The organism is Pandoraea sp. E26 (genome assembly GCF_000681415.1).
GTDB classification, from domain to species: Bacteria; Pseudomonadota; Gammaproteobacteria; order Burkholderiales; family Burkholderiaceae; genus Pandoraea; species Pandoraea pnomenusa.
This window is the reverse complement of sequence record NZ_AYXJ01000032.1, coordinates 128,431-142,353: the sequence shown is the minus strand read 5'-3', so window position 1 is coordinate 142,353 and position 13,923 is coordinate 128,431. Positions and strand designations below refer to the sequence as shown.

The following is a 13,923-nucleotide window of genomic DNA, read 5'->3' as shown; positions in this document are numbered from 1 at the left end:
GCAAGGCCGCGGCCCCGCAGGAGACACATCGCATGAAAATCGATCTCAACGTCGACCTCGGAGAGGGGTGCGACAACGACGAGGCACTGCTCGCACTCGTGAGCTCCGCCAATGTCGCCTGCGGCTGGCACGCGGGTGACGCGGGCACCATGCAGCAGGTGGTGCGCTGGGCGCTGGCACACGGCGTGGCCATTGGCGCGCATCCCAGTTTCCCTGACCGCGAGCATTTCGGCCGCACCGAAATGCAGCTCCCGCTCGACGAGGTTCGCGCAGGCATGCTGTATCAGATCGGCGCGCTCGCCGCGATGGTGCGTGCGCAGGGCGGCTGGCTCTCGCACGTCAAGCCGCACGGGGCGCTCTACAATCAGGCCGCGCGCGACCCGGCACTGGCCGAGACGCTCGTCGAAGCGATCCGCGCATTCGACACCGACCTCGCGATCTTCGGCCTGGCGGGCGGCGAGCTGGTGAAAGCGGCGCGCGCGGCGGGCATGCAGGCGGTAGAGGAAGTGTTCGCCGACCGCGGCTACACCGCCGACGGCTCGCTGGTCAAACGCGGCACGCCTGGGGCGCTGATCGAACGCGAGGAAGACGCGCTCGCCCAGACGCTGACGATGGTGCGCGAACAACGCGTGCGTGCGATCGACGGCACCTTCGTCCCGATCCAGGCGCAAACGGTCTGTCTGCACGGCGACGGCGAACATGCCCTCGAATTCGCGCGGCGCATTCGCAGCTTCCTGCTCGACGAGGGCATCGAGATCGCGCCGGTCCGGTGACGGCATTCGCAAAAAAACCGTCCGCGGATTCCCCGGGACGGCTTTTTCATGGCATCGGCGGCGGTGGCGCGGGCGATGCCCGCACGCGCTCCCGCCGGAAGTTGCCCGCTTACTGGCCGAGCGTCGGCATCACGAGCGACGACGTGGCGTTGGCCGCGCGGCCCTCCGACCAGCGGCGCGTCACGACCTTCGAGCGCGTATAGAAGCGCACCGACTCCGGCCCGTAGATGTGCTGATCGCCGAACAGCGAATTGCGCCAGCCACCGAACGAGAAGTACGACACCGGCACCGGGATCGGCACGTTCACACCGACCATCCCCACTTCGATCTCGTCTTCGAAACGACGCGCCGCACCGCCCGAGGTGGTGAACACCGCCGTTCCGTTGGCGTAAGGATTGCGGTTGATGAGCGCAATCGCTTCTTCCAGCGTATTCACGCGCACCACCGAGAGCACCGGGCCGAAGATCTCGTTGCGATAGATCGACATTTCCGGCGTGACCTTGTCGAACAGGCACGGGCCGATGAAGAAGCCATTGTCGCGCTGGGCGACCTTCAGGCCGCGGCCGTCGACCACCAGCGCTGCGCCTTCGTCGAGCCCGGCATCGACAAACCCCTTGACCTTGTCGCAATGCACGCGCGTGATCAGCGGTCCCATCTGCGCGACGGGATCGGTGCCGTCGCCCACGGGCAACGCCTTCGCGGCCTGGGCCAGTCGCGCCACCAGTTGATCGGCCACCTCGCCCACCGCCACGGCCACCGAGATCGCCATGCAGCGCTCGCCGGCCGAGCCGTAGGCTGCGCCGATCAGCGCATCGACGGTGAAGTCGAGATCGGCGTCGGGCATCACCACGCCGTGGTTCTTCGCGCCGCCGAGTGCCTGCACACGCTTGCCGTGGGCCGACGCCGTGCTGTAGATGTACTGCGCGATCGGCGTCGAACCGACGAACGACACCGCATTGACGTCCGGATGCGTGAGCAGCGCGTCGACGGCCGCCTTGTCGCCGTTCACGACGTTGAGCACGCCGTCGGGCAGGCCGGCATCCTTGGCCAGCCGAGCGAGCAGCAGCGCGGCCGACGGCACCTTCTCCGACGGCTTGAGCACGAACGTGTTACCGCACGCCACCGCCATCGGGAACATCCACAGCGGCACCATCGACGGGAAATTGAACGGCGTGATGCCCGCGCAGACGCCGACAGGCTGGTGGATCGAATACGTATCGACGCCCGTACCCACCTGCGGTGCGATCTCGCCCTTGAGCAGGTGCGGAATGCCGATGGCGAATTCCACCACTTCGATGCCGCGCGTGACTTCGCCGCGCGCGTCGTCGAGCGTCTTGCCGTGCTCTTGCGTAATGAGTTGCACGAGCGCTTCGCGATTCGCCTCGAGCAGCTCGCGGTACTTCATCATCACGCGCGCGCGCTTCATCGGCGGCGTGGCGCGCCATGCCGGCAGCGCGGCGCGTGCCGCGGCCACGGCTGTCGCCACGTCCTTCTCGCCGCCCAGCGCCACCTGGCGGATCACCTCGCCGGTGGCCGGGTTCGTCACTTCGCCAAAGCGCAGTTCCGTCTCGCCCGACGCCACGCTCGCGCCGCCGATCCAATGCTCGATACGTTCGATGTTGACTCGCTGATTCATGTCGATGTCCGTGAATTCCGTGTCCGGGCCAGACGTCTGTCCCGGGTTGGCTCCGGTCGGAGCCCGTGTGATGAGCGTGCCCGGGCGGCGCGCGGCCGCCCGGTCCCGATGAGGAATGCCGCGACTCAGGCGGTTTCGCGAATGGCTTCGGCCACGATGCCGAACAATTCGTCGATTTGCGCTTCGCTTACGATCAGCGGCGGCGAGAACGCGAGAATGTCGCCGGTGTAGCGGACCAGCGCGCCCTTTTCGAAGCACTTGACGAAAACTTCGTGCGCGCGGGCACCCGGCTTGCCGTCGCGGGTCGACAGCTCGATGCCGCCCACCATGCCGAGATTGCGAATGTCGATGACGTTGGGCAGGTCGCGCAGACCGTGGATGGCCTTCTCGAAGTGCGGCGCGAGCTTCGCGGCGCGTTCAAACAAGCCGTCGCTCTTGTAGAGATCGAGCGCGGCGCATGCGGCTGCCGCGGCCAGCGGATGCCCCGAATACGTATAGCCGTGGAAGAACTCGATGGCGCCCGCGTTGCCGGCGTCGACGATGGCGTCGTGCACGCTCGTCTTCACCGCCACGGCACCCATCGGTACGGCCGCGTTGTTCACGCCCTTGGCCATCGTCATGATGTCCGGCGTCACGCCGAAGTACTGCGCGGCGAACGGTGCGCCCAGACGGCCGAGACCGGTGATCACCTCGTCGAAAATGAGCAGGATGCCATGCTTGTCGCAGATCTCGCGCAGCTTCTGGAGGTAGCCCTTCGGCGGCACCAGCACACCCGTGGAACCGGCGAGCGGCTCGACGATCACCGCGGCGATGGTCGAGGCGTCGTGCAACGTGACGATGCGCTCGAGTTCATCGGCCAGATGCGCGCCCCAGGTCGGCTGCCCCTTGGTGAACGCGGCTTCCTTGATGTTGAGCGTATGCGGCAGGTGGTCGACCGCGGGCAGCAACTGGCCCGAGTACGCCTTGCGGTTCGGCGAGATGCCACCGACCGAAATGCCACCGAAGCCCACGCCGTGATAGCCGCGCTCGCGTCCGATCAGGCGCGTGCGCTGACCTTCGCCGCGCGCGCGATGGTAGGCCAGTGCCATCTTCAGCGCGGTGTCGACCGACTCCGACCCCGAGTTGGTGAAGAAGATGCGATCGAGCCCCTGCGGGGTAATGGCGGCAATCTTGCTCGCGGCCTCGAATGCCAGCGGATGCCCCATCTGGAACGTCGGCGCGAAATCCATCTCGCCCGCCTGCTTGCGGATCGCCTCGACGATCTCGGTGCGGCAGTGACCGGCATTCACGCACCACAGCCCGGCCGTGCCGTCGAGAATCCGGCGGTTGTCCGACGACGTGTAGTACATGCCCTCGGCCCCCACCAGCAGGCGCGGCGAGTGCTTGAACTGACGGTTGTTGGTGAACGGCATCCAGAATGCCGTCATGTCGAGATTCAGGTCTTTCATGTTCATCGCGGGGGCTCCCCAGGTCTTGGGATCGATCAGGACGTCCCGGGAACGGCAAGGCCGTCACGGGTGGACGGGATCGATGCTACGAGAGGCCGACCGGTACAGACATGTACAGTTATCTGGAAAATGTATATTCTGTATCGGTCAATTGCTCAAACTGTATTGGCAACAGCCAAAACACCATGGTCCAGCCCCTCGCCTTTTCCCTGAACCGCGCCCAGCCCGAAGCCCTCGTCGACCAGATCGTGCGCGAGGTGGAGCGCGCTTTGCAGCGCCAGACACTGCATGCAGGCATGCGCATGCCGTCGATCCGGTCGCTGGCCAAGGCACACGGCATCAGCACCTTCACGGTGGTGGAGGCGTACGACCGGCTGGTGGCGCATGGCACACTCGTCGCGCGGCGCGGCGCCGGGTTCTTCGTGGCCGGTGCGGCCGACGCGCGCGAGGCGGGCGCGGCAAACCCCGGTGGGGCGATGACGATGAGCGCCGCCGCCAGCGAAGTCACGAACGCGTGGCTGCTCTCGGAGATCTTTGCCGACGACACCATCGCCGTGAAGAGCGGTTGCGGCTGGTTGCCCGACAGCTGGCTCGACGAGGACGGCCTGCACGGCGCGCTTCGCACGCTCTCCAAGGGCCCGGGCGCCCATTTCGCGCACTACGGGCATCCGCACGGCTATGGGCCGTTGCGGCAATGGCTGGCGCGGCGCCTGGGCGAACTGTCCATCGACGCGCCGCCCGAGCACATCGTGCTCACGCACGGCGCGACACAGGCGCTCGATCTCGTGGTGCGCACGCTGCTCAAACCGGGCGACACCGTACTGGTCGAGGCGCCCGCGTACTGCAACCTGCTGGCGGTGTTGCGGCTGGCGGGACTGAACGTGGTGGGCATTGCCCGAACCGAAGCGGGACTCGATCTCGCGGCACTGGAGCAGGCGGCGCAGACACATCGCCCGCGCGCGCTGTTCGTCAATCCCGCTTTGCAAAATCCGCTGGGCACGTCGCTCACGCCTGCGTCGGCGCATCGCATCCTGCAATGCGCCGAGCAGCACGGCTTCTGGATCGTCGAGGACGACATCTACCGCGAGCTGGCCCCGGCCGGCACGCCATCGCTCGCGGCCATGGACGGCCTCTCGCGCGTGATCTACGTCTCGAGCTTCTCGAAGACGATCTCGCCGTCGGTGCGGGTGGGCTATCTCGCGTGTTCGCGCGATCTGGCGCACGAAATCGCGCGTAGCAAGATGGTGGCGGGACTCACGTCCTCGGAGATCAACGAGCGCATCGTGCACGCGATCCTCACCGAAGGGCGTCACCGCAAACACATCGAACGGCTCTCCGATCGCCTCACGCGCTCGCGGGCGCGTCTCATCACGCAGTTGCAATCGCACGGCGTGACATTGCTGGCGCAGCCCGAAGGCGGCATGTTCGTGTGCGGCAGCCTGCCGGCGACGGCGCAGCCGGCGCGCGAGCTGGCCGAGGCGGCCCTGCTCGAGAGCATCATGCTGGCCCCGGGCGAGTTCTTCCTCGCGCACAACGATCCTTGCCATTGGTTCCGCTTCAACGTGGCGTACTCCGACGACGCCCGCCTGTTCCGCTTCCTGGATCGCGCAGCCGCGGGGAAGTTGGCCGCGTGAAATGAAGGCCTACGCGCTTTCCCCCACCCCGAACCGCTCGCGGTACGCCGCGGGTGTTACGCCGTACTGACGCTGAAAGGCGCGACGCAGGTTCTGTTCATCGCCAAAGCCCACCCGGGCGGCAATGCGCTTGAGCGGGGCCTCCGAATCGAGCAGGGCGAAACGGGCGGCCTCCAGACGCATGCGCTCGACCGCCTTCGCGGGCGTCGATCCGGTGCGCGCCAGATAGCTGCGCGCAAACGTGCGCGGGCTCATGTTGGCCTGCTCCGCGAGACGCACCACCGACAGATCGCCATCGAGCCGCGCGGACATCCACGCGTGCAGATCACCGAACGGCGTGCCCGCCGCGACTTGCGCCTGCAAGGGCGGGCTGAATTGCGATTGGCCGCCCGCGCGCTTGAGAAACACCACAAGGCGCCTCGCGGCGTGCAAGGCCACGTCCTTGCCGCAGTCGTCCTCCACCAGCGCGAGCCCGAGGTCGATGCCCGCCGTGATGCCGGCCGACGTCCACACCGGGTCCTGACGCACATAGATCGGGTCCGATTCCACGATGGCCGCCGGGAAGCAGGTCTGCAGCATGGCGGTATCGAGCCAGTGCGTCGTCGCGCGACGCCCGTCGAGCAGCCCCGCCGAGCCGAGAATGAACGCCCCCACGCACACCGAACACACGCGTCGCACGCGCGGAGCGTACGCACGCAACCACTCGCTCACCTCGGCCGGCACCGCCGGCCGATGCGCCACCGCACCGCCCACGGCGATCAGTGTGTCGACTTGCATCGCGTCGAGCACGCGCATCGGCTCCGTGTGCAGCGTGATACCCGAGCCCGTCTCCACCGGACCGCCATGTTCCGACACCACGATCGTGCGATAGGGTTCGGTCTGTCCCGTCTCCCCGAAGTTGCGGATCACGGCATGGAAGGCGTCGAGCGGCCCGGCGAGATCGAGCAGCACGAAGGGCGGCACGATCAGGAAAGCGATGAGACGTGGGGGTTGGCTCATGGTGTACGAGGGAATGGGAGGGCGTGCGCGCTAGGTCTTCAGGCTGTCGCCTGTGCCGGACGGCGCCGGGCGTCGAGCGCATACCAGACGGTGGCCAACGCGGCGAGCGCGAGCAACGGGAAGGTCGCCTGGTTGATCGTGGCCCAGCCGAAGCGCGCCAGCAGTTGCCCCGCGAACAGGCTCGCCAGCGCGGTACCGGCGAAGGTGATGAACTCGTTGGCCGCCTGCGCACGCGCGCGCTCGGCCGGACGATACGACATCGTGAGCAACGTCGTGCCGCCCACGAACATGAAGTTCCAGCCCACGCCGAGGAACGCCAGCGCGGCATAGAAGTACGGCAGGCTCGTCGACGTCAGGGCGAGCACGCCGCACAGCGCGCTCATCGCGATGCCCGCGAGCAGCACCGGCACCACCCCCCAGCGCTTGACGAGATGCCCCGAGAAGAACGACGGCGCATACATCCCCACCAGATGCCATTCGATGATGTGCGCGCCATCGTCGATGCTGTGGCCGCAGGCCACGGCGGCAATCGGCGTGGCGGTCATCACGAACATCATCACCATGAAACCGATCAGGTTGTTGGCCAGCGCGGCCACGTAGATCGGCTGACGCATGATCTCGCCGAGCGGGCGCGCGGGCAACGCGTCGGCATTGCCGGCCGCGCCGACTGCCGCATGCACCGGCAGGTCGCGCAGGAAGCCCACGAGCAGCAACAGCGAAATGCCGGAGAGCAGCGTGACGACCAGATACGATCCCGCGAACGTCACCGGGGCGAGCCAGTCCTTGCTGCCGGCCGCGAGTGCCGGACCGATGACCGCCGCCAGCACGCCGCCCGTGAGCACGACCGAGATCGCGCGGGGCTTGTCCTCGACGGGCACCACATCGGCCGCCGCGAGACGGTAATAGCGGGCGAACGCCTGGAATACGCCCACGCACGCCGTACCCGCACAGAACATTGCGAAGTGACGCTCGTAGATCGCCATGACCGACACCAGACCACCGACCGTGCCGAACAGCGCGCCCAGCGCAAAGCCGATGCGCTGGCCGAAGCGCTGGATCAGCATCGACGCGAAGATCGTCGTGATCGCCGAAGCGACGGTGATCAGCGAGAACGGCAGCGTTGCATACCCCTTGTCCGAAGCCAGCATGTAGCCGACCAGACCGGTCAGTGTCAGATCGACGGACAACGCCGCGGTATAGAGCGCCTGACAGGCGGCGAGCACGGCCGCGTAGCGCCGGCCCATGCGGCGGCGACGCTCCGCGGGCCCGGCGGGTTCCGGTGGGGATGGGGGCGTGGCGCGCCCGGCAATGGCATCGGTCATGGTCAGGAGGTCGAACCGGGGAGTCGTAGGGAGCACTCATCTTGCCGTCGACCACGTTGGCACGAATGCCAATCATGCATCAAAAAATGCCACGTCGTCATTTCTCGCCATCGACCTGCGCGCACGCGAAGCGCCTTACGGGCGCACGCTTTCCCTTCGGTACCCTGAAGCCACGCCCGGCGCCATTTCGGTGCGCACCATCTCGGCACGCCATCGCGCCGGCATGCCTCACCCCGGGGCGCGAAACGCGGCCAATCGGTGCGCCGGGCCGCGCGCATTGCACCGGCATCAGGCACTTTCGCCCCACGACGTGCCTGGCACGGCCCTTGCGTGAGCCCCTCGCATACCGGAACGACCGGTCTAACCAGGAAAAAAGGGGAAGACGTACCATGAAACGACGCACGCTACTCCAGATGGCGGCCCTCTCGGGCGCCGCATCCCTCACCGGCATGGCGCCGAACCTGTTCGCGCAGAGCAAGACGCCGATCAAGGTCGGCATTCTGCACTCGCTCTCGGGCACCATGGCCATCTCGGAGACGTCGCTCAAGGATGTCGCGCTCATGACCATCGCGGACATCAACGCCAAGGGCGGCGTGATGGGGCGCCCGCTCGAGGCCGTGGTCGTCGACCCTGCATCGAACTGGCCGCTCTTCGCCGAAAAGGCCCGCCAGCTCCTCACCAAGGACAAGGTCGCCGCCGTGTTCGGCTGCTGGACGTCGGTGTCGCGCAAGTCGGTGCTGCCGGTCTTCGAGGAGCTCAACGGTCTGCTGTACTACCCGGTGCAGTACGAAGGCGAGGAGATGTCGAAGAACGTCTTCTATACCGGCGCCGCACCGAACCAGCAAGCCATTCCCGCCGTCGAGTATCTGATGAGCAAGGAAGGCGGCGGCGCGAAGCGCTTCTTCCTGCTCGGCACCGACTACGTCTATCCGCGCACGACCAACAAGATCCTGCGCGCCTTCCTGCATTCGAAGGGCGTGGCCGACAAGGATATTCAGGAGGTCTACACGCCGTTCGGGCACAGCGACTACCAGACCATCGTCGCCAACATCAAGCAGTTCGCGCAGGGCGGCAAGACCACCGTGGTCTCGACCATCAACGGCGACTCGAACGTGCCGTTCTACAAGGAACTCGGCAACCAGGGGCTCAAGGCCACCGACGTGCCGGTCGTGGCGTTCTCGGTCGGCGAAGAGGAACTGCGCGGCATCGACACCAGGCCGCTCGTGGGGCACCTGGCCGCGTGGAACTACTTCATGTCGATCAAGAACCCGACCAACGACGCCTTCAAGAAGGAATGGTTCGCCTACGTGAAGGCAAAGGGCCTGCCCGGCGGCGACAAGCGCGTGACGAACGATCCAATGGAAGCGACCTTCGTCGGCATGCACATGTGGAAGCAGGCCGTGGAGAAGGCGGGCAGCGTCGACGTCGACAAGGTGCGCACGGCGATGATCGGCCAGTCGTTCAAGTCGCCGGACGGCTTCGATATGGTCATGGACGGCAACCACCATCTCCACAAGCCGGTGATGATCGGCGAAATCCGCCCGGACGGTCAGTTCAACGTCGTGTGGAAGACCAAGACCACGGTGCGCGCGCAGCCCTGGAGCCCGTACATCTCGGGTAACGAAGGCAAACCCGACAAGGTCTGACGCTCCTTCCATCTCTTGCACCGGCGCCCGGCCAACGGGCGCCGGACGCATGCCGAGGTTGCAAATGATAACGATAAGACGCTGGTCCGCTGCCGCCCTTGTCCTGCTTTGCCTGGGTGGCACCCTCACGATGTCCTCCGCCGCGCAGGCCGCGGTCACCGACGCCGATCTCACCGCGCTCGCCGGCGACGACTTCGACGCCAAGTCGCAAGCCATCGACCACCTCGCGGCCGACGCCTCGCCGCAAGCCGCCGCGTTGTTGCGTGCACTGGCCGACGATTCGGCCGTGACGATCGGCGATCGCCTCGCGATTCAGGACGGCGACAAGTACGTCGATCCCATCACGGGCGCGCCGGTCAAGGCCGACGACGCCGGCTCGCTCACCCTCAACAACGTGCTGCGCGCGAAGGTCGCCACCGCCGCCGCGGCCGGCGCCCTGCTCTCGACCGATCGCGACGCCCGGGCGAAGGCGATCGACACGATGCTGCAAGACCCGTCACCCGCCTTCAAGACACGCATCGAACAGGCGCGCCGCAAGGAGACCGACCCCGCGCTGCGCAAGCGCCTCGATCAACTCTGGGCACAGTCGGCGTTGCACGACGCCGATCCCGCCAGGCGTCGCGAGGCGATCGATCTGATCGCCGCCGCCGGCGACCCGCAGATGCGCGATCTGTTGCTGCCCATCGTCGCCCGACAGGCCGACGGCAGCTACGCCGAACCCGACGCCACCGTACGCAGCGCCGCGGACATTGCGCTCACGAAACTGGCCTCGGCGCAGCGTCGCAGCGAGTTCTTCGGCACGGTGTTCGCGGGTCTGTCGCTCGGCAGCGTGCTGCTGCTCGCGGCGCTGGGTCTGGCGATCACCTACGGGCTCATCGGCGTGATCAACATGGCGCACGGCGAGTTCCTGATGGTCGGCGCGTATGCGACCTATGTCGTGCAGACGCTGTTCCAGCGCTTCCTGCCCGGGGCGTTCGATGCCTACCTCGTGGCCGCCGTGCCCGCCGCATTTCTCGTGGCCGCCGCCCTAGGCTTCGTCCTCGAGCGCACCGTCATCAAACACCTTTACGGCCGCCCGCTCGAAACGCTGCTCACGACCTTCGGTATCAGCCTGTTGCTCATCCAGGGCGTGCGCACGCTGTTTGGCGCGCAGAACGTCGAAGTCATCAATCCGTCGTGGATGAGCGGCGGCGTGGCCGTACTGCCGAACCTGATGCTGCCGTACAACCGCATCGCCATCCTGATCTTCGCGCTGGTGGTCGTGGGGCTCACCTGGTCCGTGCTCAATCTCACGCGCCTGGGGCTCTTCATTCGCGCGGTCACGCAGAACCGGTCGATGGCCGCATGCGTCGGTGTGAAGACCGGGCGCGTCGACAGCTACGCCTTCGCCTTCGGCGCGGGCATCGCCGGGCTGGGCGGCTGCGCGCTCTCGCAGATCGGCAACGTCGGCCCGGATCTCGGACAGAGCTACATCATCGACTCGTTCATGGCCGTGGTACTCGGTGGCGTGGGACAACTCGCCGGCACCATCGTGGGCGCGTTCGGTCTGGGCGTTGCCAACAAGCTGCTCGAGCCCGTGTGGGGCGCGGTGCTCGCCAAGATCGCCGTGCTGATCCTGATCGTGCTGTTCATCCAGAAACGCCCGCAAGGCATGTTTGCGCTCAAAGGGCGCAGCGCGGAGGCCTGAATGTCGACCGCTAACTCGTCTCCGATCCCGGTGCAGGCGCCGCCGCGCGCCCGGCTCCTGCCCAGGCACGTCGCACCGGTGCTGCTCGCTTTCGTGCTTGCCGTGGCGATTCTGGTGCCGGTCTGTGCATTGGTGCTCCCGCCGTCGCATCCGCTGCATCTGTCCGCCTACGCCATGACGCTCGTCGGCAAGATCATGTGCTACGCCATCGCGGCGCTCGCGCTCGATCTGGTGTGGGGCTACTGCGGCATCCTGAGCCTCGGGCACGGCCTGTTCTTCGCGCTCGGCGGCTATGCAATGGGCATGTACCTGATGCGCGGCATCGGCCGCGACGGTGTGTACCACAGCGACCTGCCGGACTTCATGGTGTTCCTCGACTGGAAATCGCTGCCCTGGTACTGGACAGGCACCGAGCACTTCGCCTGGGCGATGTTCCTCGTGGTGGCACTGCCGGGCGCGGTGGCGTGGATCTTCGGCTACCTGGCCTTCCGCTCACGCGTGAAGGGCGTGTATCTGTCGATCATCACGCAGGCCCTGACCTTCGCCGCCATGCTGCTGTTCTACCGCAACGAGACCGGCTTTGGCGGCAACAACGGCTTCACCGACTTCAAGCGCATCCTGGGCTACCCGATCACGTCGGCCAATACGCGCACGGTGCTGTTTCTCGTGACGTTCGCGGTGCTCGTCGGCGCCTTCCTGCTGTGCCGCGCGCTGGTCATGTCGAAGTTCGGCCGGGTGGTCACGGCGATGCGCGACGGCGAGTCGCGCGCCATGTTCCTGGGCTACCGCCCGCTCGGCTACAAGCTGTTCGTCTGGACGCTGTCGGCGATGCTGTGCGGTGTGGCGGGTGCGTTGTATGTGCCGCAGGTCGGCATCATCAACCCGAGCGAGATGGCCCCGGTCAACTCCATCGAAATGGCGATCTGGGTCGCCATCGGCGGACGCGGCTCGCTCGTCGGCGCGATCGTCGGTGCCTTCCTCGTCAATGGCGCGAAGAGCTTCTTCACCGCGTACTTCGCCGAGTACTGGCTGTTCTTTCTCGGCGCCATGTTCGTCCTCGTGCCGCTGCTGCTGCCGCAGGGCGTGATCGGCCTCGTCACGCGGCGCTCGCGCAAGCCTGCCCAGCAGGCCCCCGCGCAAGCCGAAGGCGACGCGCCCCACCCGCTCACCGGAGACCGCGCATGAGACCCGACTACGACATCGCCTGGCAAATGACGGACGCGCCGGACGCGAGCGTCACCGTCAGCGGCGACACCACGGGCATGTCGCACCTCGTGGTGCCCGGCGAGATCGACACGTCGCACGGCCTGATCCTCTACCTCGAGAACATCTCCGTTTCGTTCGATGGCTTTCGCGCACTCAACGATCTGTCGCTGTCGATCAAGACCGATGAACTGCGCTGCATCATCGGTCCCAACGGCGCGGGCAAGACCACGATGATGGATGTCGTGACCGGCAAGACACGCCCCGACACGGGCCGCGCGTTCCTCGGCCAGACGCTCGACCTCACGCGCCTGGACGAGCCGGCGATCGCGCAGGCCGGCGTCGGGCGCAAGTTCCAGAAGCCAACGGTGTTCGAGCATCACAGCGTCTGGGAGAACCTCGAGCTGGCCTGCGCGGGCGACAAGCGCTGGTTTCGCGCGCTGTGGGCAATCCTCACGCCCGCGATGCGCCGTCGCATCGAGGAAGTGCTGGCGCTCACGCACCTGGAACGTCAGGCACGCGTTCTTGCCGGGCAGCTCTCGCACGGCCAGAAGCAGCGGCTCGAGATCGGCATGCTGCTCATGCAACAACCGCAACTGCTGCTGCTCGACGAGCCCGCAGCCGGCATGACCGACGAAGAAACGGCGCAGCTCGCCGAATTGCTCAACCGCTTGCGCGGCCACTGCTCGATGATGGTGGTCGAACACGACATGGCGTTCGTCGCCTCGCTCGCGGGCGACACGGGCCTCGTCACGGTCATGGCCGAAGGTCGCGTGCTCGCCGAAGGCACGCTCGACGCCGTGCAGCGCGACGAACGTGTGATCGAATCGTATCTGGGACGCTGACCATGCTGGAAATTCACGCCCTCAACCAGTACTACAGTGGCAGTCACATCCTGCGCAACGTGGAGTTCACGGTGCCCGACGCCCAGCTCACGGTGCTGCTCGGGCGCAATGGCGTGGGCAAGACCACACTGCTCAAGTGCCTCATGGGCGTAGTGCCCGTGAAGTCGGGCAGCATCGCCTGGCGCGGCAAGGCGCTCACGTCCTCGCCGCCCTATGCGCGCGTGGCCGACGGGCTCGCATACGTGCCGCAGGGCCGCGAGATCTTCCCGCGCCTGAGCGTCGAGGAGAACCTGCTGATCGGGGCGGCCAGCCGTCCCGCACGCGAGGCCAAGCGCGGCGTGCCCGATCACATCTACGAACTGTTTCCCGTGCTGCGCGACATGAAACAACGGCGCGGCGGCGACCTGTCCGGCGGGCAACAGCAGCAACTCGCCATCGGACGCGCGCTCATGAGCGAGCCGCAATTGCTGATTCTGGACGAGCCGACCGAAGGCATCCAGCCCTCGATCATCAAGGACATCGGCAGAACGCTGCGACGCCTGGTCGACGAGCGCGGCATGACCGTGCTGCTCGTCGAGCAGTATTACGACTTCGCGCTGGAACTGGCCGATCACTATCGCGTGATGAGCCGTGGCGCGATCGTTGCAAGCGGTCTCGGCAAGGATATGGAGCGCGACGGCGTGCGTCACATGGTCGCCGTATGAGCGCGGCCACGAGCGCGCAATGTCGC

11 protein-coding genes are annotated in these 13,923 nt (G+C 66.8%); 7 read left to right on the top strand and 4 right to left on the bottom strand.

The window, feature by feature from the left end:
• Nucleotides 1–32 precede the first annotated feature (32 nt).
• Nucleotides 33–773: a 5-oxoprolinase subunit PxpA gene (gene pxpA, locus W930_RS0120745; protein ID WP_023598003.1), complete on the top strand. Its 741-nt coding sequence runs from the start codon at nucleotides 33–35 to the stop codon at nucleotides 771–773.
• Nucleotides 774–882: 109 nt separating this feature from the next.
• Here pxpA and W930_RS0120735 read toward each other — a convergent pair whose 3' ends face one another.
• The gene (locus W930_RS0120735) at nucleotides 883–2,409 is read right to left on the bottom strand and encodes a CoA-acylating methylmalonate-semialdehyde dehydrogenase (RefSeq protein ID WP_023598004.1); all 1,527 of its coding nucleotides are present in this window, start codon (nucleotides 2,407–2,409) and stop codon (nucleotides 883–885) included.
• Nucleotides 2,410–2,534: 125 nt separating this feature from the next.
• A complete protein-coding gene (locus tag W930_RS0120730; RefSeq protein ID WP_023872831.1) occupies nucleotides 2,535–3,863 on the bottom strand; it encodes an aspartate aminotransferase family protein in 1,329 nt (442 codons plus the stop codon).
• A 179-nt stretch (nucleotides 3,864–4,042) separates the two neighbouring features.
• Between W930_RS0120730 and W930_RS0120725 the strand changes: the two genes are divergently transcribed.
• Entirely contained in the window at nucleotides 4,043–5,491 is a 1,449-nt protein-coding gene (locus W930_RS0120725; RefSeq protein WP_023598006.1) for a PLP-dependent aminotransferase family protein, read from the top strand.
• A 9-nt stretch (nucleotides 5,492–5,500) separates the two neighbouring features.
• Here the strand turns inward: W930_RS0120725 and W930_RS0120720 are convergent, their stop codons facing one another.
• Both W930_RS0120720 and W930_RS0120715 read right to left on the bottom strand, forming a co-directional pair.
• Nucleotides 5,501–6,490, bottom strand: coding sequence for a GlxA family transcriptional regulator (locus W930_RS0120720; RefSeq protein WP_023598007.1), 990 nt, complete (start codon nucleotides 6,488–6,490; stop codon nucleotides 5,501–5,503).
• Between the two features lie 38 nt (nucleotides 6,491–6,528).
• A complete protein-coding gene (locus W930_RS0120715; protein WP_072619073.1) occupies nucleotides 6,529–7,812 on the bottom strand; it encodes an MFS transporter in 1,284 nt (427 codons plus the stop codon).
• A gap of 449 nt (nucleotides 7,813–8,261) precedes the next feature.
• Here W930_RS0120715 and urtA point away from each other — a divergent pair, with 449 nt between their 5' ends.
• The 5 genes from urtA to urtE all read left to right on the top strand — a co-directional run bounded on the left by urtA (nucleotide 8,262) and on the right by urtE (nucleotide 13,897).
• Entirely contained in the window at nucleotides 8,262–9,458 is a 1,197-nt protein-coding gene (gene urtA / locus W930_RS0120710; protein ID WP_369798687.1) for an urea ABC transporter substrate-binding protein, read from the top strand.
• A 64-nt stretch (nucleotides 9,459–9,522) separates the two neighbouring features.
• Nucleotides 9,523–11,145 (top strand): urea ABC transporter permease subunit UrtB, encoded by a 1,623-nt coding sequence (urtB, locus tag W930_RS0120705; protein ID WP_028731277.1) that lies wholly within the window; start codon nucleotides 9,523–9,525, stop codon nucleotides 11,143–11,145.
• A complete protein-coding gene (urtC, locus tag W930_RS0120700; protein WP_023598011.1) occupies nucleotides 11,146–12,330 on the top strand; it encodes an urea ABC transporter permease subunit UrtC in 1,185 nt (394 codons plus the stop codon).
• A 26-nt stretch (nucleotides 12,331–12,356) separates the two neighbouring features.
• Nucleotides 12,357–13,193 carry an urea ABC transporter ATP-binding protein UrtD gene (gene urtD, locus W930_RS0120695; RefSeq protein WP_028731276.1) on the top strand — a complete coding sequence of 279 codons (837 nt, stop codon included), beginning with the start codon at nucleotides 12,357–12,359 and terminating at the stop codon, nucleotides 13,191–13,193.
• Between the two features lie 2 nt (nucleotides 13,194–13,195).
• Nucleotides 13,196–13,897 (top strand): urea ABC transporter ATP-binding subunit UrtE, encoded by a 702-nt coding sequence (gene urtE / locus W930_RS0120690; protein ID WP_023598013.1) that lies wholly within the window; start codon nucleotides 13,196–13,198, stop codon nucleotides 13,895–13,897.
• Nucleotides 13,898–13,923 lie beyond the last annotated feature (26 nt).